The 22,601-nt window shown below is 61.6% G+C and carries 22 protein-coding genes; 8 read left to right on the forward strand and 14 right to left on the reverse strand.

The window, feature by feature from the left end:
* The first annotated feature begins 40 nt into the window (after positions 1-40).
* Entirely contained in the window at positions 41-2,116 is a 2,076-nt protein-coding gene (locus tag AB4O12_RS24440; RefSeq protein ID WP_460059842.1) for an AsmA family protein, read from the forward strand.
* A 119-nt stretch (positions 2,117-2,235) separates the two neighbouring features.
* On the opposite strand, the gene AB4O12_RS24445 is transcribed toward AB4O12_RS24440, so the two are convergent.
* Positions 2,236-2,766: a ferritin-like domain-containing protein gene (locus AB4O12_RS24445; protein WP_041480703.1), complete on the reverse strand. Its 531-nt coding sequence runs from the start codon at positions 2,764-2,766 to the stop codon at positions 2,236-2,238.
* A gap of 282 nt (positions 2,767-3,048) precedes the next feature.
* On the opposite strand from AB4O12_RS24445, the gene AB4O12_RS24450 reads away from it, so the two are divergent.
* Entirely contained in the window at positions 3,049-3,927 is an 879-nt protein-coding gene (locus tag AB4O12_RS24450) for an esterase/lipase family protein (protein WP_460059843.1), read from the forward strand.
* A gap of 96 nt (positions 3,928-4,023) precedes the next feature.
* Here the strand turns inward: AB4O12_RS24450 and AB4O12_RS24455 are convergent, their stop codons facing one another.
* Positions 4,024-4,911, reverse strand: a complete 888-nt coding sequence (locus AB4O12_RS24455) for a DMT family transporter (RefSeq protein ID WP_460059844.1) — start codon at positions 4,909-4,911, stop codon at positions 4,024-4,026.
* Between the two features lie 96 nt (positions 4,912-5,007).
* Here AB4O12_RS24455 and AB4O12_RS24460 point away from each other — a divergent pair, with 96 nt between their 5' ends.
* From AB4O12_RS24460 to AB4O12_RS24470, 3 genes are all read left to right on the forward strand, one after another.
* The gene (locus AB4O12_RS24460; RefSeq protein ID WP_252877347.1) at positions 5,008-5,802 is read left to right on the forward strand and encodes an AraC family transcriptional regulator; all 795 of its coding nucleotides are present in this window, start codon (positions 5,008-5,010) and stop codon (positions 5,800-5,802) included.
* Between the two features lie 63 nt (positions 5,803-5,865).
* Positions 5,866-6,171, forward strand: a complete 306-nt coding sequence (locus AB4O12_RS24465) for a PsiF family protein (RefSeq protein ID WP_016771900.1) — start codon at positions 5,866-5,868, stop codon at positions 6,169-6,171.
* Between the two features lie 331 nt (positions 6,172-6,502).
* A complete protein-coding gene (locus AB4O12_RS24470) occupies positions 6,503-7,516 on the forward strand; it encodes an AI-2E family transporter (RefSeq protein ID WP_016771899.1) in 1,014 nt (337 codons plus the stop codon).
* 156 nt (positions 7,517-7,672) lie between these two features.
* Here AB4O12_RS24470 and AB4O12_RS24475 read toward each other — a convergent pair whose 3' ends face one another.
* Positions 7,673-8,947 carry an Hsp70 family protein gene (locus tag AB4O12_RS24475; protein WP_130929365.1) on the reverse strand — a complete coding sequence of 425 codons (1,275 nt, stop codon included), beginning with the start codon at positions 8,945-8,947 and terminating at the stop codon, positions 7,673-7,675.
* 290 nt (positions 8,948-9,237) lie between these two features.
* Between AB4O12_RS24475 and AB4O12_RS24480 the strand changes: the two genes are divergently transcribed.
* The 3 genes from AB4O12_RS24480 to AB4O12_RS24490 all read left to right on the forward strand — a co-directional run bounded on the left by AB4O12_RS24480 (position 9,238) and on the right by AB4O12_RS24490 (position 12,115).
* On the forward strand, positions 9,238-10,182 hold the full coding sequence (locus AB4O12_RS24480; RefSeq protein ID WP_236169793.1) for a DnaJ C-terminal domain-containing protein: 945 nt from the start codon (positions 9,238-9,240) through the stop codon (positions 10,180-10,182).
* A gap of 23 nt (positions 10,183-10,205) precedes the next feature.
* On the forward strand, positions 10,206-10,511 hold the full coding sequence (locus tag AB4O12_RS24485) for a chaperone modulator CbpM (RefSeq protein WP_016771896.1): 306 nt from the start codon (positions 10,206-10,208) through the stop codon (positions 10,509-10,511).
* A 203-nt stretch (positions 10,512-10,714) separates the two neighbouring features.
* Complete coding sequence (locus tag AB4O12_RS24490; protein WP_460059845.1) at positions 10,715-12,115, forward strand: hypothetical protein; 1,401 nt, start codon at positions 10,715-10,717, stop codon at positions 12,113-12,115.
* A 60-nt stretch (positions 12,116-12,175) separates the two neighbouring features.
* On the opposite strand, the gene ureC is transcribed toward AB4O12_RS24490, so the two are convergent.
* The 11 genes from ureC to urtA all read right to left on the reverse strand — a co-directional run bounded on the left by ureC (position 12,176) and on the right by urtA (position 22,583).
* Positions 12,176-13,876, reverse strand: a complete 1,701-nt coding sequence (gene ureC / locus AB4O12_RS24495; protein ID WP_095180937.1) for an urease subunit alpha — start codon at positions 13,874-13,876, stop codon at positions 12,176-12,178.
* Between the two features lie 139 nt (positions 13,877-14,015).
* Positions 14,016-14,321, reverse strand: coding sequence for an urease subunit beta (locus AB4O12_RS24500; RefSeq protein WP_150638239.1), 306 nt, complete (start codon positions 14,319-14,321; stop codon positions 14,016-14,018).
* Positions 14,318-14,854 (reverse strand): GNAT family N-acetyltransferase, encoded by a 537-nt coding sequence (locus AB4O12_RS24505; protein ID WP_095180935.1) that lies wholly within the window; start codon positions 14,852-14,854, stop codon positions 14,318-14,320. Before AB4O12_RS24505 ends, AB4O12_RS24500 begins: the two co-directional genes overlap by 4 nt.
* Positions 14,855-14,859: 5 nt before the next feature.
* Positions 14,860-15,393, reverse strand: coding sequence for an N-acetyltransferase family protein (locus AB4O12_RS24510; protein ID WP_460059847.1), 534 nt, complete (start codon positions 15,391-15,393; stop codon positions 14,860-14,862).
* 9 nt (positions 15,394-15,402) lie between these two features.
* Positions 15,403-15,705: an urease subunit gamma gene (gene ureA, locus AB4O12_RS24515; protein WP_003221215.1), complete on the reverse strand. Its 303-nt coding sequence runs from the start codon at positions 15,703-15,705 to the stop codon at positions 15,403-15,405.
* Between the two features lie 227 nt (positions 15,706-15,932).
* The gene (locus AB4O12_RS24520; protein ID WP_460059848.1) at positions 15,933-16,772 is read right to left on the reverse strand and encodes an urease accessory protein UreD; all 840 of its coding nucleotides are present in this window, start codon (positions 16,770-16,772) and stop codon (positions 15,933-15,935) included.
* 44 nt (positions 16,773-16,816) lie between these two features.
* A complete protein-coding gene (gene urtE, locus AB4O12_RS24525; RefSeq protein ID WP_016771889.1) occupies positions 16,817-17,515 on the reverse strand; it encodes an urea ABC transporter ATP-binding subunit UrtE in 699 nt (232 codons plus the stop codon).
* 140 nt (positions 17,516-17,655) lie between these two features.
* Positions 17,656-18,525, reverse strand: a complete 870-nt coding sequence (urtD, locus tag AB4O12_RS24530; RefSeq protein WP_016771888.1) for an urea ABC transporter ATP-binding protein UrtD — start codon at positions 18,523-18,525, stop codon at positions 17,656-17,658.
* A complete protein-coding gene (gene urtC / locus AB4O12_RS24535; RefSeq protein WP_041480690.1) occupies positions 18,522-19,601 on the reverse strand; it encodes an urea ABC transporter permease subunit UrtC in 1,080 nt (359 codons plus the stop codon). Before urtC ends, urtD begins: the two co-directional genes overlap by 4 nt.
* Entirely contained in the window at positions 19,601-21,103 is a 1,503-nt protein-coding gene (urtB, locus tag AB4O12_RS24540) for an urea ABC transporter permease subunit UrtB (protein ID WP_460059849.1), read from the reverse strand. The genes urtC and urtB overlap by 1 nt, the downstream gene beginning before the upstream one ends.
* A 214-nt stretch (positions 21,104-21,317) precedes the next feature.
* The gene (gene urtA, locus AB4O12_RS24545; RefSeq protein WP_460059850.1) at positions 21,318-22,583 is read right to left on the reverse strand and encodes an urea ABC transporter substrate-binding protein; all 1,266 of its coding nucleotides are present in this window, start codon (positions 22,581-22,583) and stop codon (positions 21,318-21,320) included.
* Positions 22,584-22,601: the final 18 nt, after the last annotated feature.

The following is a 22,601-nucleotide window of genomic DNA, read 5'->3' on the forward strand; positions in this document are numbered from 1 at the left end:
TCGGGTAATCGGCGTGCGGTCGTGATCAGGAGCTTTGTGCATGACGCGCACTGGAAAAATCTTCAGCTGGATCTTCGCCATCCTCGTGCTGCTGCTGGCAGCCTTGATTCTGATCATCGTGTTCTTCGACTGGAACCGGATCAAACCGACCATCAATGCCAAAGTCTCGGAAGAACTGCACCGGGCGTTTGCCATCAATGGCAACCTCGCGGTGATCTGGCAGCGCGAGCCGGAAGAGGGCGGCTGGCGCTCTTGGGTGCCTTGGCCGCACGTGGTCGCCGAGGATCTGAGCCTGGGTAATCCTGACTGGTCGAAGCAGCCGCAGATGGTCACGCTCAAACGCGTTGAACTGCGCATTTCGCCGCTGGCCCTGCTGGCCCAGCGCGTGGTGATTCCGCGCATCGACCTGACCGAGCCGAATGCCGAGCTGCATCGTCTGGCCGATGGCCGCGCCAACTGGACGTTCAAATTCGATCCCAAGGACCCGAACGCCGAGCCTTCGAGCTGGGTGGTCGACATCGGCGCGATCGGTTTCGACAAGGGCCACGTGACCCTCGACGATCAGACCCTGAAAACCAATCTCGATGTGTTGATCGACCCGCTCGGCAAGCCGATTCCATTCAGCGAGATCGTCGGCGACAAAGCGGCGAAAACTGCTCAGGACAAGGGCGGCGCACCGCAGGATTACGCCTTTGCGCTCAAGGTCAAAGGCCAGTACCACGCGCAGAACCTCACCGGGCAGGGCAAGATCGGCGGGTTGCTGGCGTTGCAGGACGCGAGCAAGCCGTTCCCGTTGCAGGCCCAGGCGAAGATCGGCGACACCCGTATCGAACTGGCCGGCACCTTGACTGACCCGCTGAATCTCGGCGCCCTTGATCTGCGCCTGAAGCTCGCTGGCGACAGCCTCGGCAATCTTTACCCGCTGACCGGCGTGACCCTGCCGGACACGCCACCGTATTCCACCGACGGTCACCTTATCGCCAAGCTGCATGACGAGGCCGGGGCGAGATTCACTTACGAGAAATTCAACGGCAAGATCGGCGACAGCGACATCCACGGCGACCTCACCTACGTGGCCAGCCAGCCACGGCCGAAACTCAGCGGTGCGCTGCTCTCCAATCAACTGCTGTTTGCCGACCTCGCGCCACTGATCGGCGCCGACTCCAACACCGAGCAAAAGGCCCGTGGCGGCGCGAGCAAGCAACCGGCGGACAAAGTCCTGCCGGTCGAAGAATTCAAAACCGATCGCTGGCGGGCCATGGACGCCGATGTCGAGTTCACCGGCAAACGCATCGTCCACAGCGAGAAGCTGCCGTTCAACGACCTCTATACCCATCTGAAACTCAACGACGGCGAGCTCAGCCTGGAACCGCTGCGCTTTGGTGTCGCCGGCGGCACGCTGGATGCGCTGATTCGCCTCAATGGCCGCACCGAGCCGCTGGAAGGCCGCGCGCGTTTGACCGCACGCAAATTCAAACTCAAAGAGTTGTTCCCGACCTTCGAGCCGATGAAGACCAGTTTCGGTGAGCTCAATGGCGATGCCGACATCAGTGGCCGGGGCAACTCCGTGGCCAAGCTGCTCGGCGGCGCCAACGGCAATCTGAAGATGCTGATCAACGACGGTGCAATCAGCCGTGAGTTGATGGAGCTGGCCGGGCTCAACGTCGGTAACTACGTGGTCGGCAAGATCTTTGGCGACAAGGAAGTGAAGATCAATTGCGCGGCGGCGGACTTCGACATCAAGACCGGCCTGGCCACGACACGGCTGTTTGTCTTCGATACCGAGAACGCAATCATCTACATCGATGGCACGGCGAACATGGCCACCGAACAACTCGATCTGACCGTGACCCCGGAATCCAAGGGCTGGCGTCTGATCTCGCTGCGCTCGCCGCTGTATGTGCGCGGCAAGTTCATCAAACCGGATGCCGGCGTCAAAGCCGTACCGTTGATGCTGCGCGGGGCGGGGATGGTTGCGCTGGGCGTGATTGCCGCACCGGCGGCGGGATTGCTGGCGCTGGTGGCGCCGAGCGGGGGCGAGCCGAATCAATGTGCACCGTTGCTCGAGCAGATGAAGCAGGGCAAGGCACCGGTGACCGTTAAACCCAGCAAGTAATGCGGCGTCTCTGAGGGCGCCTTCGCGAGCAGGCTCGCTCCCACATTCGAACGCGTTTCTTCAATCGAAATACGTTCCAGTGTGGGAGCGAGCCTGCTCGCGAAAGCGGTGTGACGGGATTACAGATCGTTGAGGATATCCGCCATGTCGTCGGCGTGTTCTTCTTCCTGGGCGAGGATGTCTTCGAAGATGCGGCGGGTGGTCGGGTCTTTGTCACCGATGTACTGGATGATTTCGCGATAGCTGTCGATAGCAATGCGCTCGGCCACCAGATCTTCGTAAACCATTTCCTTGAGCGTGTTGCCAGCCACATATTGCGCGTGGGACATCTTGCTCAGCAGGTCAGGGTTGAACTCAGGCTCACCGCCCAGTTGCACGATCCGCTCGGCGAGGCGATCGGCGTGCTCGGCTTCCTGGTTGGCGTGTTCGAGGAATTCGTCGGCGGCGACGTTGGCTTTCAGGCCGCTGGCCATGAAGTAGTGGCGCTTGTAGCGCAAGGTGCACACCAGTTCGGTGGCCAGCGACTCGTTGAGCAAACGCAGTATTTCTTCACGGTTGGCGTTGTAACCCTCGGTGACCGCGCCGTTTTCCACGTGTTGCCGCGCGCGCTCGCGCAGGGTTTGAACATCAGACAAATGCACGTCACTCATTTCATTCTCCTGGAGGCTAATCCGATAGGCGCCACGTTCTGAAGACGCGGTCGCTACCCAGGTTGTGAGTCTTGAGCGAAGCGAAAAGTTTTATGCGATTTACGCCGGACGCGCTGCAGGAACTGCTGAAGACTGCTATGTCGGGAGAGTCAGACCGGTTTCGGTGGAGCGGGTGCTGGCGGACTGGAATAGGCTTATCGTTGAGTTGTCATCGCCGAGGTGGATGCTTGGCGGGCGTCTTGCAGGTCTGGCATCCACTCACCGCGCACAAGGATGTAACCCATGTCGACACGTTATCCATTGGTGCTGGTGCCGGGCATGCTCGGCTTTATCCGGCTGGTGCTTTACCCGTATTGGTTCGGCATCATCAAGGCCTTGCGCCGTGGTGGTGCGACGGTGGTCGCGGTGCAGGTCTCGCCGCTCAACTCTACTGAAGTGCGCGGCGAGCAGTTGCTGGCGCGGATCGAGGAAATCCTGCGCGAGAGCGGGGCGCAAAAGGTCAATCTGTTCGGCCACAGCCAAGGCGCGTTGACCGCACGGTATGCGGCGGCGAAGCGTCCGGATCTGGTCGCCTCGGTGACTTCGGTGGCCGGGCCGAATCACGGCTCCGAACTGGCCGATTATCTGGAAAAGCACTACCCCGGTAGCAGTGCCAAGGGCCGCTTGCTCGAAGCGTTGCTGCGCTTGATCGGCTGGGTCATGGCATTGCTCGACACGGGTTACCACGGGCCGAAACTGCCGGTGGATATCCACGCTTCTCACCAATCGCTGACGACGGCGGGCGTCGCATTATTCAATCAGCGTTATCCACAAGGGCTGCCGGAAGTCTGGGGCGGCCAGGGGCCGGAAGAGGTCAACGGTGTTCGTTATTACTCCTGGTCAGGGACGCTGCAACCGGGCAAGACCGATCGTGGCGGCAATCTTTTTGACGGCACCAACCGCAGTTGTCGCTTGTTTGCCAAGACCTTCGTCCGCGAGCCGGGGCAGTGCGATGGCATGGTCGGCCGTTACAGCTCGCATCTGGGCACGGTGATCGGTGATGACTATCCGCTGGATCATTTCGACATCGTCAATCAGTCGCTGGGACTGGTGGGCAAGGGCGCGGATCCGGTAAGGCTGTTTGTCGAGCATGCGGCGCGGCTGGAGGCTGCAGGGTTATAGCCAAACAGACCGCGTCATCGTTCTTCGCGAGCAGGCTCGCTCCCACAGGTGTCTGCATTTCAATGTGGGAGTGAGCCTGCTCGCGAAGGGGCCTTATCAGGCAACGCTGACCCGGCGGCCCAACACGGTGGTCCAGCGCTCCGACAAAACCACCCCACCCAAGGTCAGCAAACCGCCCACCAGGTGATACATCGCTAACTGTTCCTTCAGCACCAGCGCTGCGATCAACGCGGTAATCAGCGGCAGCAGATTGAAGAACAACGTCGTCCGGCTCGGCCCCAGTCGCTGCACCGCCTGCATCCACGCCAGCGGCGCGACCATCGAAGCCAGCAGGCATGCATAGAGCACCAGCGGCACGTTCTGCAGATTCAAACCGGTCTTCGGCGACATCGCGAACAACGGAAACAACACCACAATCGCCACCAGCACCTGCAAGTACAGCAGGACCAGCGGCGGCAGGCGCAGTTGCCACTTTTTCAGCAGCGTGCTGTAAACCGCGTAGGCCAGCGTGGCGATCAGCATCATCGCATCGCCCAGATTGACCCCGTGTTGCAGCAGCGCTCCGAGGCTGCCGGATGACACCACCACCAGCACGCCAGCGAACGACAGCACCGCACCGACCAGCGCACCAGCGGTCAGGCGCTGGCCGAGGCTGATGATCGCCATGGCCAGCGACATCAATGGCATCAGCGACAGGATGATGCCCATGTTGGTCGCGGTGGTCAGTGTTGCAGCGAAATAGGCGAGGCTCTGATACACCGCCATGCCGAGCACGCCGAGGACGAAAATCCGCCCCAGATTCGGCCGAATCTGCGGCCAGTGTGCGATCACTTTCGAGAGCATGAATGGCGTGAACAGCACGCCAGCCAGCAGCCAGCGATAGAAACCGATCTCGGCCGGGAAGATCGCGCCGACCGCCAGTTTGTTGATCACGGTGTTGCCGGCCCAGATGAAAATCGCCAGCAGGGGAAATGCGTATTGCATGGGACAAAACCAGAACGTTGATGAAGGGCGATTATCGCCTGTCTGGATGCAGGCCTATACTGCGATCCAGACAACCTGCCTCTGCATCCGGACAGCATGAACAGCAAACACATCGATCTGCTCGATTTCAGCGAACTGCCGTCAGCGGTGTATTTCCGCTACGCCGATTTCAATGCCCACGAATATGCCGCGCCACACCGGCATCCTTGGGGCACGCTGGAATACGCGGCCCATGGCGTGCTGCACATGGATGTCGACGGCAGTCGCTTCATGTCGCCGCCGCAATACGCGGTGTGGGTGCCGCCCGAGGTCGAGCACAGTTTCTACAGCCACCAGCCGGTCAACTACCGCGCGGTGTGTCTTGATCCCGACGTCTGCGCGCGATTGCCGGCGCGGGCCTGCACGCTGGCAATCAGCGACATTCTCAAGGCCATCCTCAAAGACTTCGCCGCCCGCGATGTGAAGATCCCCGAGCATGAAGCCGATCAGCGTCTGGCCCAGGTATTGGTCGATCAACTGCAACAGGCACCGGTGCAGGAATGTTATCTGCCGTACGCGAGCAGCCCGGGCTTGCTGACGATTCTTGACGCCTTGCAGGCCGCGCCGGGCGACAACCAACCGTTGGCGCATTGGGCCGCGCAAGTGCATGTCAGCGAGCGCACTCTGGCGCGGCAGTTTGTTCGTGAGCTGGGCATGAGTTTTGGCGAGTGGCGTCAGCGCTTGCGTTATCTGGCGGCGATCGAGGCGCTTGAGACCTCGCGTTCGGTGCAGGAAATCGCTTTCGACCTCGGCTACAGCAGCGGCTCGGCATTCATCGCCATGTTCGCCCGCCAGGCCGGGTGCACGCCGGAGCAGTATCGGCGCAGCCACCTCGAGGGCAGGAAGGTGTAACAAGCTTTGACTACACTGCGATAGAGGCCGCATCCATCGGTGCGGCAACAAGGAGAAAACTCCATGAAGATGTTGCGTGTGCCGTTGTTGATGATCGGGCTGCTTGTGTGTTCCCAAGGTTTCGCCGCCACGGCGCAACAGAACAAGATGACCACCTGCAATGCCGATGCGACCGCCAAGAGTTTGAAGGGCGATGAGCGCAAGGCGTTCATGAGCACCTGCCTGAAAGCGGCGCCAGCGGCCAACGATGGCAAGGAGCTGACCCCGCAGCAGCAGAAGATGACCACCTGCAATGCCGATGCGAAAACCAAGGCGCTGACCGGCGATGCGCGCAAGGCGTTCATGAGTGAGTGTCTGAAGAAAAAATAAGGGGGCGCCATGGGTGTCCGATTGATTCGGTCGGCTTGAGATTTGCCCTCACCCTAACCCTCTCCCGGAGGGAGAGGGGACCGACCGCATTGATGCCGACAGGAACTGGGGTCTGAAATACCGGGTCGATTGCGGATTCGGCACTGCACGTTCAGGTCGGAAAATTTTTCGAGCAACCCCCAATCGGTCCCCTCTCCCTCTGGGAGAGGGCTAGGGTGAGGGGGAAATTCGCAAGCCTTGCACGAAAATCCGAAACCCCGCATATCCCTAGTGCTAACCCCGGATCGCTGGCAGACTGCCCATCCTTTCACGCCGTTCGTTTTGAGGCTGTATGCCAACGTTTTCTCAGCGTCATGTTGTGTTCTGGGTCAGCTGCATCATCATTTTTGGCGGTTTGCTGCTGGTGCTGCCGCTGCGCCTGTTGCCGAGCCTGCTGGCCGGGTTGCTGGTGTTCGAGCTGGTCAACATGCTCACCCCGCAACTGCAACGGCTGATCGAAGGGCGGCGTGCGCGCTGGTTGGCGGTGGCGCTGCTCGGCACGCTGGTAGTAAGTGCGCTGGCGCTGATTTTCGCCGGGGCTATCAGTTTCCTCCTGCATGAAGCGGAAAACCCCGGCGCTTCTCTCGACAAATTCATGGGCGTAGTCGATCGCGCGCGCGGGCAGTTGCCGCCGTTCATCGATGCCTACCTGCCGGCGAGTGCAGCGGAATTTCGCGTGGCGATCGGCGAGTGGGCGAGCAAGCATCTGGCCGACCTGCAACTGGTCGGCAAGGACGCCGCGCACATGTTCGTCACCCTGCTGATCGGCATGGTGCTCGGCGCGATCATCGCCCTGCAGCGCATCCCCGACGTGACCAAGCGCAAGCCGCTGGCCGCCGCTTTGTTCGACCGTTTGCATCTGCTGGTGCAGGCGTTCCGCAATATCGTCTTCGCGCAGATCAAGATTTCCCTGCTCAACACCGTGTTCACCGGGATCTTCCTCGCGGTGATCCTGCCGATGTTCGGCATCAAGCTGCCGCTGACCAAAACCCTGATCGTGCTGACCTTCCTGCTCGGCCTGCTGCCGGTGATCGGCAACCTGATGTCGAACACGCTGATCACCATCGTCGGTCTGTCGCTGTCGATCTGGGTGGCGATCGCCGCGCTGGGCTATCTGATCGTTATCCACAAGCTCGAATACTTCCTCAACGCGCGCATCGTCGGCGGGCAGATCAGTGCCAAGTCGTGGGAGTTGCTCCTGGCGATGCTGGTGTTCGAAGCCGCGTTCGGTTTGCCGGGAGTGGTGGCGGGGCCGATTTATTACGCGTATCTGAAGAGTGAGTTGAAGCTGGGCGGGATGGTCTAAGGCCAGGCAACTGAATTGAATGCATCTGTGGCGAGGGGATTTATCCCCGTTGGCCTGCGCAGCAGGCCCCTGCTTTCAAGCTCAGGAGCGGGGCCGCTTCGCGGCCCAACGGGGATAAATCCCCTCGCCACAAAGGCTCTTCGCCACAGATTGTGATCAGGCCATCGAACCGTAACGCTTCATCGCTTCAATCGCCAAACCGCTACCAATGCTGCCAAAGATGTTGCCTTCGACATGCCGGGCGTTCGGCAGCATTGCCGAGACGCTGTTGCGCAGGGCCGGGATGCCGCTCGAACCACCAGTGAAGAACACCGTGTCGACCTGATCGACCGCCACGCCGGCATCATTGAGCAATTGCGTAACGCTGCCGCGCACGCGCTCGAGCAAGGCTTCGATCGCCGATTCGAACAGCGCGCGGCTCAGCTCGACGCTCAGCCCGGCTTCGATGCGGTCCAGCGGCACGTGACGGCTGTCGGCGTGGGTCAGCTGGATCTTGGTTTCTTCCACTTCCATCGCCAGCCAGTGCCCGGCGCGCTGTTCGATCAGCTTGAACAGGCGATCGATGCCGCCGGTGTCTTCGATGTCGTAACGCATGCTGCCCAGCGCCAGCGTGGATTTCTGCGAGTACACCGAGTTGATCGTGTGCCAGGTCGCCAGGTTCATGTGGTGGCTGGTTGGCATGTAGGCGCCGCTCTTCATGCGGCTGCCGTAGCCGAACAGCGGCATCAGGCCTTGCAGACTCAGCTGTTTGTCGAAGTCGGTACCACCGATGTGCACACCGCCGGTGGCCAGGATGTCATCGTGACGGTTGTCGACACCGCGACGCTCGGGCGACAGGCGCACCAGCGAGAAGTCGGAGGTACCACCGCCGATGTCGACGATCAGTACCAGCTCTTCTTTCTCGATGGTCGACTCGTAGTCGAACGCTGCCGCAATCGGCTCGTACTGGAACGACACGTCCTTGAAACCGATTTTGCGCGCCACCTCGACCAGGGTGTCTTCGGCTTCCTGGTCAGCCAGCGGATCGTCATCGACGAAGAACACCGGACGGCCCAGCACCACTTGCTCGAACTCCCGACCGGCGGCGGTTTCGGCGCGGCTCTTGAGCTGGCCGATGAACAGCCCGAGCAGGTCCTTGAACGGCATCGCCGTGCCGAGGACGCTGGTGTCGTGCTTGATCAGCTTGGAGCCGAGCAGGCTTTTCAACGAGCGCATCAGCCGGCCTTCGTAGCCTTCCAGATACTCGTGCAGGGCCAGGCGACCGTAGACCGGGCGACGTTCCTCGATGTTGAAGAAGACCACCGACGGCAGGGTGATCTTGTCGTCTTCCAGCGCAATCATGGTGTCCATGCCGGGGCGCAGCCAGCCGACGGTGGAGTTGGACGTGCCGAAGTCGATGCCGCAGGCACGGGCTGGAGAGGCGTCTTTCATGTCTTTCGGTTTCCGGTCAAAAAAACGGCCGCGCAGTGTATGTCAGTGCGCGGCAGATTCGAAGGCCGGTCATCCGCTATTTCGCCCCCAGACAGTTGAAAACCACCGCATCGCCCCAAACTTGCTGGCATGGGCCGGCAGACACACCGGCGGTCGCAAGAACCGTCGTCCACTGCCGATAAACTTCTGCGGCGCCACCCGGTCACAAACTTGAGATCGGTCAACCCGGCACGTGCCAATCGGCGCATGCTGGTCTCGGCGCGAAATCGATAACGGATGGTGATCCTTCCATGGACTTCAAAGACTATTACAAGATACTCGGCGTGGAGCCGACAGCCGACGACAAGGCCATCAAGGCGGCCTATCGCAAGCTGGCGCGCAAATACCACCCCGACGTCAGCAAGGAAAAAGACGCCGAGGCCAAGTTCAAGGATGCCTCGGAAGCCTATGAAGCGCTGAAAAGCGCCGACAAGCGCGCCGAATACGACGAACTGCGCCGTTATGGCCAGCACGGTCAGCCGTTTCAGGGCCCACCGGGCTGGCAGAGCCGTGGCGGCTTCGGTGGCGGCGGTGGCGACACGGGCGACTTCTCGGACTTCTTCAGTTCGATCTTCGGCAATCGCGGCCCCGGTTTCGGTGGCGCCGAGAGCCGCCAATCACGCGGACGTCGAGGGCAAGACGTGGAAATGGAACTGCCGATCTTCCTCGAAGAAACCCTGTCGAACGAATCGAAGAAAGTCACCTTTCAGGTGCCGCAATACAACGCGCACGGCCAGCATGTCAGCAACACCAGCAAGAGCCTGAACGTGAAGATTCCGGCCGGCGTGACCGATGGCGAGCGAATTCGCCTGAAGGGCCAGGGCGCACCGGGCATCGGTGGCGGGGCGAATGGCGACCTGTACCTGACCATTCGTTTTGCGCCGCACCCGAAATTCGATGTCGAAGGCGAAAACCTGATCATCACCTTGCCCCTGGCTCCGTGGGAATTGGCATTGGGCACCGAAGTCGCCGTGCCGACCCTGACCGGCAAGATCAACCTCAAGGTCCCGGCCGGCAGCCAGAATGGCCAGCGCATGCGCGCCAAGGGCCATGGCCTGCTGAACAAGGCCGGCGAACGCGGTTATCTGTTCGTGCAGCTCAAGGCCGTGATGCCCAAAGCCTCCGACGATGAGGTCAAGGCGCTGTGGCAGGAACTGGCGAAGAAAGCCGCCTTCAATCCGCGAGAGAACTTCTGAACCCGACGACGGAGTAGCCCATCATGAGCAGCCCCCTGATCGTTCAACTGGACCTGGCAGAATTCTGTGAGGCGGCCGATTTGTCGGACGTCTACGTGATCGAAATCGTCGAGCACGGCATCCTCGAACCTCAGGGCGCACAGCCCCGGGAATGGCGCTTCACCGATTACGAATTGGCCTTGGCCAAGCGTGCGGCGAAGCTGCGCCGTGATCTGGAACTGGAGTGGGAAGGCGTGGCGCTGGCGCTGGATCTGCTGGACGAGGTGAAGCAGTTGCGTGCCGAGAACCGCATGTTGCGCCAGCGTTTGGGGCGGTTGGTGGTCGAATGAATTGTTTGAGGCCGTGAGGTCCTAGCTGGCCTCATCGCGTGCCGGCCCGCTCCCGCCTGATTAATGTTTGCGGGTGTTTCGTCCGGTATGAACCGGCAGGATGGTCTGATAGTTTTCCGGGCACATGTTGGCAATGGATGCCGACGGTCGTAGCGCCAGCCAGACTGGCCAGCGCTGCGCAATCTTTGCAAGGAAGCCTGTCAATGCCAGTCAGACCCAAGCCGCCCAAGCCGGGCGCAGTCGATATCACCACCCTCGGGCGCACATCCCGGGATCCCGCCGCGCACGGGATCGAGTCGTCGCACCTGACCCCCGGTCCGTTCATTCGCAAGACCCCGCCCGATGCCAGTGAGCCCGGCAGCAACACGCAGCAAATGGAAACTGCAGTTGCCCCGCACAGCGTGTACGTCGACCCGACGCCGTCTACATCTGGTCCCGTCCCGAAGCTTAAAACCTCGGCTCTGGAGCGTTACCTGATTGCCTCGACAGCCCCTCTACCGCAAGCGGACGTTGACGGGTTTCGCGTATTCAAAGGACGCCAATACGCGGACCTGCAGGGCGGTGGTACGGTGCTGATCGGCGTCGATGCCGAGACCGGTCTGCATCGGGCCAGATTGTCCAGCGAGCTGCAGCCGTCCGGCCCTGTGCTTGCCTACGATCCGTTGACCAAGCACTGGTACGCGCTTGAAGAGTCCGGCGCGTCGCCGGACGCTGCCGCTGTCCCGGGTAAAAGCCGCAGGGTGGCGCGCCAGAGCGATGAAGACTATGAGTCTGCCGTTGAGGAGCTGCCCGACGATGGCGGTGTAACGCAGGAACATTTTTATCTGGCGTCCGAGTCGATGCCCGTCAAACCCTTCACCGCTGAGGAATTGCGTGCAATGCGCAGCGAAACACGGTTTTCGTTCCTCACCAATCGGCCCGGGGTCTACGACCGTGCCAATAACGGCAAATACCCTTTCCGGGACATGGCCGGCCGGCCTGTCAGGATAAAGAAGCTCCAGACCCTTGCGCGTTTCGAAGACGGCAGCCGTTATACCTCCGAGCAGATCAAGCCTTACATCAAGTTTGGCGCCTACGAGCATGTCGCGCGGTTGTATGAAGAAAAGCTGCAATGGCGATTGTTCACCGAGGCCGACATGACGGTGCCCGGAGAGCGGGCCCTGGTCGGCCAGTCAATGGTGGTCGCCAACCGGCGCATCACCCGAGGCGAGGTGGTCGGTGTCTATGCTGGCGCGATCATGCCGGGACGTCTTGTGCCGCTGCCCCAGCAGTCATACACCATGAAGGTCGGCGTCCGTTATCAACCAGGGCCTGGATATTTGATCCCCGACGAATTCGCGCTGGTCGGTGACACGATTATTTCCCGGATCAACACGCGCTTTTGGTATGACGCCACGGGCAAACCAGTTCGTCAGGCTACGGAGGGTTACAACGTCGAGTTCGTCCCGTTCGATGTCGAAGCGCAACAGTGGATAGGCAAGGAACTGGTCACCCGAGACTTCATTCTCAACGCCATCTTCGCTACCGAAGACATTCCGGCGGGAACCGAGTTACGCATCGATTACAACTACAGCGATGCGGACATCGCGAAACTGTTCCCGTGATTGCCTGAGCGATCGCGACTGAATACGGACCTGCGCGTCCGTATTCAGCGCACGCCTTCATCAGAACAGAAAATAGCGCTGCGCCATCGGCAGCGTTTCCGCCGGTTCGCACCACAGCAACACGCCATCGGCCTTGACCTGATAGGTCTGTGGATCGACATCGATGTTCGGCAGATAGTCGTTGTGGATCAGGTCGGTTTTCTGCACGTCTCGGCAGCCCTTCACCACAGCGATCTGCTTCTTCAATCCCAAGGCTTCCGGCAATCCGGCCTCCTGCGCCGCCTGGCTGATAAAGGTCAGGCTGGTGGCGTGCAGCGAGCCGCCGTAGCTGGCGAACATCGGGCGGTAATGCACCGGTTGCGGTGTTGGAATCGAAGCGTTGGCGTCGCCCATCAGGCTGGCGGCAATCGCGCCGCCCTTGAGAATCAGCGTCGGCTTCACACCAAAGAACGCCGGGCGCCAGAGCACCAGATCGGCCCACTTGCCGACTTCGATCGAGCCGACTTCATGGCTGATGCCATGGGTGATTGCCGGGTTGATCGTGTACTTGGCGATGTAGCGTTTGGCGCGGAAGTTGTCGTTGTTTGCGCCGTCCTGTGGCAGCGGGCCGCGCTGTTTTTTCATCTTGTCGGCGGTCTGCCAGGTGCGCGTGATGACTTCGCCGACACGGCCCATGGCCTGACTGTCGGAGCTGATCATCGAGAACGCGCCGAGGTCGTGGAGGATGTCTTCGGCGGCAATGGTTTCGCGGCGGATCCGGCTTTCGGCGAAGGCGACGTCTTCGGCAATGCTCGGGTCGAGGTGATGGCAGACCATCAGCATGTCGAGGTGTTCGTCGATGGTGTTGCGGGTGAACGGCCGGGTCGGGTTGGTCGAGCTTGGCAGCACGTTGGCAAAGCCGCAGGCCTTGATGATGTCTGGCGCGTGGCCGCCACCGGCACCTTCGGTGTGATAGGTGTGGATGGTGCGGCCCTTGAACGCGCCAAGGGTGGTTTCGACGAAGCCGGATTCGTTGAGGGTATCGGTGTGGATCGCCACCTGCACATCGTACTGGTCGGCGACGTTGAGGCAGTTGTCGATGCTCGCCGGAGTGGTGCCCCAGTCCTCGTGCAGCTTGAGACCGATGGCACCGGCCTTGACCTGTTCGATCAACGGCTCCGGCAGGCTGGCGTTGCCCTTGCCGGTCAGGCCGATGTTCATCGGGAAAGCATCGGCGGCCTGGAGCATGCGCGCCAGATGCCACGGGCCGGAGGTGCAGGTGGTGGCGTTGGTGCCGGTGGCAGGCCCGGTGCCGCCGCCGATCATGGTGGTGACGCCGCTCATCAGCGCTTCTTCGATCTGCTGCGGGCAGATGAAGTGGATATGCGTGTCGATGCCGCCAGCGGTGAGGATCATGCCTTCGCCGGCAATCACTTCGGTGCCGGCGCCGATGGCGATGGTCACATTGGGCTGCACGTCAGGGTTGCCGGCCTTGCCGATCGCGGCGATGCGCCCGTCCTTGAGGCCGACGTCGGCCTTGACGATGCCCCAGTGGTCGATGATCAGCGCGTTGGTGATCAGCGTGTCGACCACTTCGGCGGCGAGCAATTGGCTCTGGCCCTGGCCGTCGCGGATGACTTTGCCGCCACCGAATTTCACTTCTTCGCCGTAGGTGGTGAAGTCTTTTTCGACTTCGATCCACAGCTCGGTGTCGGCCAGGCGCACCTTGTCGCCGACGGTGGGGCCGAACATGTCGGCGTAGGCTTGTCTGGAGATTTTCATGGGCATGCCTTGAGATTCAATTGGGTCTGAAATCGCTCGCATTACTCGCTTTCGCGAGCAGGCTCGCTCCCACATTTGATCGCGTTCTCATGTGGGAGCGAGCCTGCTCGCGAAGGGGCCAGAGCGGGCACCGTGTTGTTTAGAGATCACCCATGATGCGGCCGGCAAAGCCGAACACCCGGCGATGCCCGGCGTAATCGACCAGCTCGACTTCACGGCTTTGCCCTGGCTCGAAGCGCACCGCCGTGCCCGCCGGAATATTCAGGCGCATGCCGCGACTGGCGGCGCGATCGAAGGTCAGCGCGTCGTTGGTTTCAAAAAAGTGGAAATGCGAGCCGACCTGAATCGGCCGGTCGCCGCTGTTGGCGACTTTCAGGCTGAGGGTGCGACGGCCGACGTTGAGTTCGATGTCGCCGGGCTTGATCTGGTATTGGCCAGGAATCATCGCTGGGCTCCTTGCAGGACTTTGTAATAGAGCGCGGTCGGGCGATAGGTGCCGTTGGGGTCGCAGGCGTAATCAGGGATTTCGCCGGCGCGCACGTAGCCCAGCGCCTTGTAGAAATCTTCCGCCGGCGAGCCGGCCTCGGTGTCGAGATAGAGCATGCCGCGCTTGTGCTTGGGCGCTTCGAGTTCCAGCGCCTGCATCAGTTGCTGGCCGAGGCCACGGCGCCGCGCGTGTTCGCGCACCAGCAGTTTCTGCACTTCGGCGCGGTTCAGACCATTGGCCTTCTGGCACAGGCCCAGTTGCACGCTGGCCAGCACCTGCTCGTCCTTGACCACCACCCAAAGCAGCGTGCTGCCCTTGTTGATGTTGTCCTGCACCTCATCGAAATATGCGCGCGCCTGCACCTCATCGAGGTCGGCCATAAAACCGACGCTGGCGCCGTAACCGACGGCGTCGAGCAGCAGATCGATCAGGCCCTGGCGATAGTGGGCAAAGCTTTCAGCGTTGACGCGGCGCAACTGGGCGGCGTTCATCGACATCACTCCTTGTGAGTATCCGGCGGCTGTGCGCCGGGATTGAGGGTCAACTGCATGAAGGTCAGATCGAGCCAGCGGCCGAACTTGGTGCCCACTTGCGGCATCTGCCCGGTGATGCTGAAACCGGCGCGCTCGTGCAGGCGAATCGACGCGGCGTTGCCACTCTCGATGGCAGCGACCATGACGTGTTTACCGCAGGCGCGGGCGCGTTCGATCAACGCGGTCATCAGTTGCGGGCCGAGGCCGTTGCCGCGTTGATCGCTGCGCACGTACACCGAGTGCTCGACGGTGTGGCGGAAACCGTCGAACGGCCGCCAGTCGCCGAACGAGGCGTAACCCAGCACCGCGTTGTGGCTGTCGACGATCACCAGAATCGGATACGCCTGCAACTGCCGCGCGTCGAACCATGCCCGGCGATTGCCGAGGTCGACCGCTTGTTCGTTCCAGATCGCCGTGGTGTTGAGCACGGCGTCGTTGTAGATGTCGCGGATCGCCGGCAGGTCGGCCCGTCTCGCATCGCGAATGCTGTAAGTCATGGCGCGGCCTCAGACGATCGGCTGGTGAACGGTGACCAGTTTGGTGCCGTCGGGGAACGTCGCCTCGACCTGGATTTCCGGGATCATTTCCGGGATGCCTTCCATCACTTGTTCGCGGCTGAGCAGGGTGGTGCCGTAATGCATCAGCTCGGCCACGGTCTGGCCGTCGCGGGCGCCTTCGAGCAGCGCGGCGGAGATGTAGGCCATGGCTTCCGGGTAATTGAGTTTCACGCCACGGGCCAGCCGCCGCTCGGCGACGAGGCCGGCGGTGAAGATCAGCAGCTTGTCTTTTTCGCGTGGGGTCAGGTCCATGGTTCGGGTTCCATCAGGGCAGATTCGGGTGGCTCTCGAGAAGTGTGGGGTGCCAGTTGGAGCAGCCCCTCACCCTAGCCCTCTCCCGAGGGAGAGGGGACTGATCTTGGTTGTTTTCAATGGCCAATTCAGTCAGCAATATTCGTTCAGGCAGATAAATTCATTTCAGACGACTCGGTCAGGCTCCCTCTCCCTCCGGGAGAGGGCGGGGGGTGAGGGTCGGGGTTTCAGGTGCTCCATATTCTTGGCGCGATAGCTTCGCGGCCCAGCAGCGCAGGCCTTAGCAGTCGCCATAAATCAATCAGCCAGGCGCGGGCGAGCAACGCCTCACCGGCCAGACACCGCGCCACCAGCAACCCCGGCAACTGCGTCAAGTCTCCACGCACTTCGTGCCCCAGCGAGCGGCAGCGCTCCAGCAACCCGCCGTCTATCTCACCGGTGACCAGCATCGTTGCGAACACCGGATTGCCATCCAGACCGATGGGCGAGTCGAGTAAACCGTCCGCACCGACAATGCGCTGCCGTTCGTGCCAGAGCAACTGACCATCGCGGCGGATATCCAGGTGCGCCTGAAAATGCCCGAGGTCAAAACGCTCGCCGCTGGCCGGACGACCGAGCGCCACCACGTCCCAGTAGAACAGCCGCGCATCGCCTTCAAGCTCGATCGTTGTGGCCAACTCGGCCTGCGCGGCGCTGTAGACGATGGTTTCCTGCGGCAGCCATTCCAGGGTCGCGCCGGCAGCGACTTGCAAGTCGAGCTGCTGATACGCCGGCCCGCCCGCGCGATACCACTTGGCGGCGCCGGGGCTGGTGATCTGTGCCCAGGCGTTGTGCTCGACGCGCGCGCTGATATCGAGCCGATCACCACCGGCAATTCCGCCCGGTGGGTGGACGATGATGTGCTGGCAGACCTCGGGGCCTTCGGCGTACAGATGCTTTTGCACGCGCAGCGGGCCGAGGTGGCGGCGCATGACCGGGCGCGTGCAGTCGCCGAAACGCGCGTAGGCCAGTTCCAGCTCGGCGTGCCAGCTCGGGGTAAACAGGGCAGGTGCAACAATCGAATTCATGGTTTTGTGATTATCGTTAGGAAGCTACAGATTAGACCGGCGCGTTAGATCGTGACCAGCCCGCGTACACCCTCGGCCTCCATATTTTCACCGCGACCCTGCTGGACGATCTCGCCCCGCGACATCACCAGGTATTGATCGGCCAGTTCGGCGGCGAAATCGTAGAACTGCTCGACCAGCAGAATCGCCATGTCACCGCGCGCCGCGAGCTGCTTGATCACCGCGCCGATTTCCTTGATCACCGACGGTTGAATGCCTTCGGTCGGCTCATCAAGAATCAGCAGGCGCGGGCGGCTGGCCAATGCGCGGCCGATCGCCAGTTGCTGTTGCTGACCACCGGACAGATCGCCGCCACGGCGCTGCTTCATTTGTAGCAGCACCGGGAACAGTTCGTAGATGAAACCTGGAACTTCTTTGGCTTCTGAGCCTGGAAACCGTGACAGGCCCATCAGCAGATTTTCTTCTACCGTCAGGCGCCCGAAGATCTCACGGCCCTGCGGCACGTAGGCGATACCGGCATGCACACGCTGATGCGGTTTGAACGTGGTGATCGGTTTGCCTTCCCAGTTCACCGCACCTTCCTTGGCCGGCAGCAGGCCCATCAGGCATTTGAGCAGGGTGGTCTTGCCCACGCCGTTACGGCCGAGCAGGCAGGTCACTTCGCCGACCTTCACGTCAAAGCTCAGGCCACGCAGGATGTGGCTACCGCCGTAGTACTGATGCAGCTTGTCGACTTGCAGCATGTTCGAATTCCTTCTGTTGCACACAGAACCCTGTGGGAGCGAGCCTGCTCGCGAATGCGGTGTGACATTCAGCATGTTCATCGCCTGATGCACCGCTTTCGCGAGCAGGCTCGCTCCCACAGGTTTTGTATTCGCAATGTTCAGCGGCCGAGGTAGACCTCGATCACGCGCTCGTTTTCCTGCACTTGCTCAAGCGAGCCTTCCGCCAGAACGCTGCCCTGATGCAGCACCGTGACGTGGTCGGCAATCGAGCCGACGAAACCCATGTCGTGCTCGACCACCATCAACGAATGCTTGCCCGCCAGCGATTTGAACAGCTCGGCGGTGAACTCGGTTTCGGCGTCGGTCATGCCCGCCACCGGTTCGTCGAGCAGGAGCAGTTGTGGGTCCTGCATCAGCAACATGCCGATCTCGAGAAACTGCTTCTGGCCGTGGGACAGTAGGCCGGCCTGGCGATTGACCGAGGTGGTCAGGCGAATCGTCTCGAGCACTTCGCTGATGCGGTCCTTCTGTTCGCCGCTCAGGCGTGCACGCAAACTGGCCCACACCGACTTGTCGGTCTTCTGCGCCAGCTCAAGGTTTTCGAACACGCTCAAGGCTTCGAACACCGTTGGCTTCTGAAACTTGCGGCCGATGCCGGACTGGGCAATCTGCACTTCGCTCATCTGCGTCAGGTCCAGGGTTTCGCCGAACCAGGCCTTGCCATGGCTGGGCCGGGTCTTGCCGGTGATCACGTCCATCAGCGTGGTTTTGCCCGCGCCGTTGGGGCCGATGATGCAGCGCAGTTCGCCGACGCCGATGTACAGGTTGAGATTGTTCAACGCACGGAAGCCGTCGAAGCTGACGCTGATGTCCTCCAGGGTGAGGATCGTGCCGTGACGCGTATCGAGGCCCGGGCCGACGCGCTGGCCGAGGCCGATCGAGTCGCGGCTGGTGCCTTCGTCCTTGTTCGGTTCCACGGGGAAAAACGCCGGCTCCAGCATGAATTCAGCACTCGCTGTGACTCTCATTGTTCACCTCGTTTCTTCAGCAGACCGATCACGCCCTTGGGCAGGTACAACGTCACGACGATGAACAGCGCACCGAGGAAGAACAGCCAGTATTCCGGGAAGGCCACGGTGAACCAGCTCTTCATGCCGTTGACCACGCCGGCGCCGAGCAGCGGCCCGATCAGCGTGCCGCGCCCGCCAAGGGCGACCCACACCGCCGCTTCGATCGAGTTGGTCGGCGACATTTCGCTGGGGTTGATGATGCCGACTTGTGGCACGTACAGCGCTCCGGCCAGACCGCACAGCACCGCACTCAGCACCCAGACGAACAGCTTGAAACCGCGCGGGTCGTAGCCGCAGAACATCAAACGGTTTTCCGCATCACGCAACGCCGTCAGCACCCGACCGAACTTGCTTTGCGCCAGGCGCCAGCCGATGAACAGGCTCGCCACCAGCAGCAACACCGTGGCCAGAAACAGCACCGCGCGGGTGCCCGGTTCGGTGATGCCGAAGCCGAGGATCGTGCGGAAATTGGTGAAGCCGTTATTGCCTCCGAAACCGGTCTCGTTGCGGAAAAACAGGAGCATGCCGGCGAAGGTCAGGGCCTGGGTCATGATCGAGAAATACACGCCTTTGATCCGCGAACGGAAGGCGAAGAAGCCGAACACCAGCGCCAGCAACCCCGGCGCCAGCACCACCAGACACATGGCCCAGAGGAAGCTGCTGGTGCCGGTCCAGTACCACGGCAATTCGCTCCACGACAGGAAAGTCATGAACGCTGGCAAGCCATCGCCGGCGGCCTGACGCATCAGGTACATGCCCATCGCATAACCGCCGAGGGCGAAGAACAGGCCGTGGCCCAGCGACAGCAGGCCGGCATAGCCCCAGACCAGATCCAGCGCCAGAGCGACGATGGCGTAGCAGAGGATTTTGCCGACCAAGGTCAGCGTGTAGGCCGAGACGTGCAGGGCATTGTCTGGCGCGAGCAGTGACAGCAGCGGCAGAACGATCAGCAGCGCGAGGATCACCCCGCCGACCGCGAGCGTGACTTTCGGCCCGGCCTTTTGTGTGGCCGTGACTAACAGAGGCTGGTTCATCAGTCGATCACCCGTCCTTTCAGTGCGAAGAGGCCTTGCGGACGTTTCTGAATGAACAGAATGATCAGCGCGAGGATCAGGATCTTGCCGAGCACCGCACCGATCTGCGGTTCGAGAATCTTGTTGGCGATGCCTAAGCCAAATGCGGCGAGCACGCTACCGGCCAGTTGGCCGACGCCGCCGAGCACCACCACCAGGAACGAGTCGATGATGTAGCTCTGGCCAAGGTCGGGACCGACGTTGCCGATCTGGCTCAGCGCCACGCCTCCCAGTCCGGCGATGCCCGAGCCGAGACCAAAGGCGAGCATGTCCACGCGCCCGGTCGGCACGCCGCAGCAGGCGGCCATGTTGCGGTTCTGGGTGACGGCGCGGACGTTGAGGCCCAGACGCGTTTTGTTCAGCAGCAGCCAAGTCAGTACCACCACAAACAGGGCGAAAGCGATGATGACGATGCGGTTGTACGGCAGCACCAGATTGGGCAGCACTTGTATACCGCCGGACAGCCACGCCGGGTTGGCGACTTCAACGTTCTGCGCGCCGAACAACAAACGCACAAGCTGGATCAGCATCAGGCTGATGCCCCAGGTCGCGAGCAGGGTTTCCAGTGGCCGACCGTAAAGGTGGCGGATGACCGTGCGCTCCAGCGCAATGCCGATGGCGGCGGTGACGAAAAACGCCACCGGCAGCGCGATCAGCGGATAGAACTCGATGGCTTGCGGCGCGTAACGCTGGAACATCAACTGCACGACGTAGGTCGAGTAGGCGCCGAGCATCAGCATCTCGCCGTGGGCCATGTTGATCACCCCGAGCAGGCCGAAGGTGATCGCCAGGCCGAGGGCCGCGAGCAGCAGAATCGAGCCCAGCGACATGCCGCTGAAGGCCTGGCCGAGCACTTCGCCGATCAGCAGCTTGCGCTTGACCTGAGCGAGGCTGGTTTCAGCGGCGGTACGCACGCCGGCATCGCTTTCCACTCCAGGTTCCAGCAGGCCTTCAAGACGCGTGCGTGCCAGCGGGTCGCCGGTTTCACCGAGCAGACGTACCGCCGCGAGGCGCACCGCCGGGTCGCTGTCGACCAGTTGCAGATTGGCCAGCGCCAGGCTCAAGGCGGCATGCACGCTTTGATCTTTTTCCCCAGCGAGTTGCCGGTCGAGAAATTTCAGCTGCGCGGGTTTCGCGCTTTTCTGCAATTGCTGCGCGGCGCCCAGACGGATCTTGCTGTCAGCGGCGAGCAATTGATGGCTGGCCATTGCGGTGTCGATCAGACCCCGCAGGCGATTGTTCAGGCGCAGGGTTTTCGCTTGGCCGTCGATCGTCAGTTCGCCTTGTTGCAGGGCGTTGAGCAACTCGATACGCGCCGGATCGGGCTGCGCGGCCCAGGCTTCCAGCAGTTTGGCCTGTTGCATCGGGTTGGCCGCGACGAAGTCTTCGGCGTCGCCGGCGTGGGCCAGGAGTGGCAGCAACAGTGCTATGGCGAGAAGTACGCGGTGTATGGCAGTGGGCATTAGTGGTGTCCTGTTCAACCGCCCCCTCACCCTGACCCTCTCCCGGAGGGAGAGGGGACTGACCGAGGTGTCTGGACGATGTGCTGCGACCTGCGAACTCGAGTCGAACTCAGGGTCTGAAGAGCATGAAGATCGGCTCCCTTCCCCCTCTCCCTGAGGGAGAGGGCTGGGGTGAGGGGGAAGTCTCATGCTCGCCTCAAAAACTGAATTCGCCTCAGTTGCTCTTCACCGCATAATCCGGCTTCTTGTCGTTGCCCTGAATGAACGGGCTCCATGGTCGCGCGCGGATCGGGCCTTCGGTCTGCCACACGACGTTGAACTGCCCGTCGCTCTGGATTTCGCCGATCATCACGGGCTTGTGCAGGTGGTGATTGGTCTTGTCCATGGTCAACGTGTAACCGGACGGCGCAGCAAAGGTCTGCCCGGCCAGTGCTTCACGAACCTTGTCGACGTCAGTGGATTTGGCTTTCTCGACCGCCTGCGCCCACATGTGGATGCCGACGTAGGTGGCTTCCATCGGGTCGTTGGTCACGGCTTTATCGGCACCCGGCAGGTTGTGTTTCTTCGCATAGGCTTTCCAGTCCGCGACGAATTTCTTGTTCGCAGGATTCTCCACCGACTCGAAGTAGTTCCACGCCGCGAGGTTGCCCACCAGCGGTTTGGTGTCGATGCCGCGCAGTTCTTCTTCGCCGACCGAGAACGCCACCACCGGTACGTCGGTGGCTTTCAGGCCCTGGTTGGCCAGCTCTTTATAGAACGGCACGTTGGAGTCGCCGTTGACGGTGGAAATGACGGCAGTCTTGCCGCCGGCGGAGAATTTTTTGATGTTGGCAACGATGGTCTGGTAATCGCTGTGACCGAACGGCGTGTAGACCTCTTCGATGTCTTTGTCGGCCACGCCTTTGGAATGCAGGAACGCGCGCAGGATCTTGTTGGTGGTGCGCGGGTAGACGTAGTCGGTGCCGAGCAGGAAGTAGCGCTTGGCGCTGCCGCCTTCTTCGCTCATCAGGTATTCAACGGCGGGGATCGCTTGCTGGTTCGGCGCGGCGCCGGTGTAGAAGACGTTCGGCGACATCTCTTCGCCTTCGTACTGCACCGGGTAGAACAGCAGACCGTTGAGCTCTTCGAACACCGGCAATACCGATTTACGCGATACCGAGGTCCAGCAGCCGAACACCACCGCGACCTTGTCCTGGGTCAGCAGCTGTCGGCCCTTTTCGGCGAACAGCGGCCAGTTGGAAGCGGGGTCGACCACCACCGGCTCGAGCATCTTGCCGTTCACACCGCCCTTGGCGTTGATCTCGTCGATGGTCATCAGCGCCATGTCCTTGAGCGACGTTTCGGAGATCGCCATGGTCCCGGACAACGAATGCAGAATCCCGACCTTGATGGTCTCGGCGGCCTGGACAGTCCAGGTCATGCCCATCGCGGCAATGGATGCCGTGAGTGTGAAAGCCTTGATCAAACTGCGACGCTTCATTGTGCGATCTCCATGAAC

This window comes from Pseudomonas sp. S2_A05 (assembly GCF_054668485.1).

What these genes read in the sequence shown, in the direction of transcription:
- urtE (WP_016771889.1), bottom strand. Translation starts at nt 17,515, where the DNA reads ATGCTGCAAGTCGACAAGCTGCATCAGTACTACGGCGGTAGCCACATC.
- urtD (WP_016771888.1), bottom strand. Translation starts at nt 18,525, where the DNA reads ATGAGAGTCACAGCGAGTGCTGAATTCATGCTGGAGCCGGCGTTTTTC.
- AB4O12_RS24485 (WP_016771896.1), top strand. Translation starts at nt 10,206, where the DNA reads ATGAGCAGCCCCCTGATCGTTCAACTGGACCTGGCAGAATTCTGTGAG.
- AB4O12_RS24440 (WP_460059842.1), top strand. Translation starts at nt 41, where the DNA reads ATGACGCGCACTGGAAAAATCTTCAGCTGGATCTTCGCCATCCTCGTG.
- urtC (WP_041480690.1), bottom strand. Translation starts at nt 19,601, where the DNA reads ATGAACCAGCCTCTGTTAGTCACGGCCACACAAAAGGCCGGGCCGAAA.
- AB4O12_RS24460 (WP_252877347.1), top strand. Translation starts at nt 5,008, where the DNA reads ATGAACAGCAAACACATCGATCTGCTCGATTTCAGCGAACTGCCGTCA.
- ureC (WP_095180937.1), bottom strand. Translation starts at nt 13,876, where the DNA reads ATGAAAATCTCCAGACAAGCCTACGCCGACATGTTCGGCCCCACCGTC.
- AB4O12_RS24520 (WP_460059848.1), bottom strand. Translation starts at nt 16,772, where the DNA reads ATGAATTCGATTGTTGCACCTGCCCTGTTTACCCCGAGCTGGCACGCC.
- AB4O12_RS24470 (WP_016771899.1), top strand. Translation starts at nt 6,503, where the DNA reads ATGCCAACGTTTTCTCAGCGTCATGTTGTGTTCTGGGTCAGCTGCATC.
- AB4O12_RS24475 (WP_130929365.1), bottom strand. Translation starts at nt 8,947, where the DNA reads ATGAAAGACGCCTCTCCAGCCCGTGCCTGCGGCATCGACTTCGGCACG.
- AB4O12_RS24445 (WP_041480703.1), bottom strand. Translation starts at nt 2,766, where the DNA reads ATGAGTGACGTGCATTTGTCTGATGTTCAAACCCTGCGCGAGCGCGCG.
- urtB (WP_460059849.1), bottom strand. Translation starts at nt 21,103, where the DNA reads ATGCCCACTGCCATACACCGCGTACTTCTCGCCATAGCACTGTTGCTG.
- AB4O12_RS24455 (WP_460059844.1), bottom strand. Translation starts at nt 4,911, where the DNA reads ATGCAATACGCATTTCCCCTGCTGGCGATTTTCATCTGGGCCGGCAAC.
- AB4O12_RS24490 (WP_460059845.1), top strand. Translation starts at nt 10,715, where the DNA reads ATGCCAGTCAGACCCAAGCCGCCCAAGCCGGGCGCAGTCGATATCACC.
- AB4O12_RS24465 (WP_016771900.1), top strand. Translation starts at nt 5,866, where the DNA reads ATGAAGATGTTGCGTGTGCCGTTGTTGATGATCGGGCTGCTTGTGTGT.
- AB4O12_RS24510 (WP_460059847.1), bottom strand. Translation starts at nt 15,393, where the DNA reads ATGACTTACAGCATTCGCGATGCGAGACGGGCCGACCTGCCGGCGATC.
- ureA (WP_003221215.1), bottom strand. Translation starts at nt 15,705, where the DNA reads ATGGACCTGACCCCACGCGAAAAAGACAAGCTGCTGATCTTCACCGCC.
- AB4O12_RS24450 (WP_460059843.1), top strand. Translation starts at nt 3,049, where the DNA reads ATGTCGACACGTTATCCATTGGTGCTGGTGCCGGGCATGCTCGGCTTT.
- AB4O12_RS24505 (WP_095180935.1), bottom strand. Translation starts at nt 14,854, where the DNA reads ATGAACGCCGCCCAGTTGCGCCGCGTCAACGCTGAAAGCTTTGCCCAC.
- urtA (WP_460059850.1), bottom strand. Translation starts at nt 22,583, where the DNA reads ATGAAGCGTCGCAGTTTGATCAAGGCTTTCACACTCACGGCATCCATT.
- AB4O12_RS24480 (WP_236169793.1), top strand. Translation starts at nt 9,238, where the DNA reads ATGGACTTCAAAGACTATTACAAGATACTCGGCGTGGAGCCGACAGCC.
- AB4O12_RS24500 (WP_150638239.1), bottom strand. Translation starts at nt 14,321, where the DNA reads ATGATTCCTGGCCAATACCAGATCAAGCCCGGCGACATCGAACTCAAC.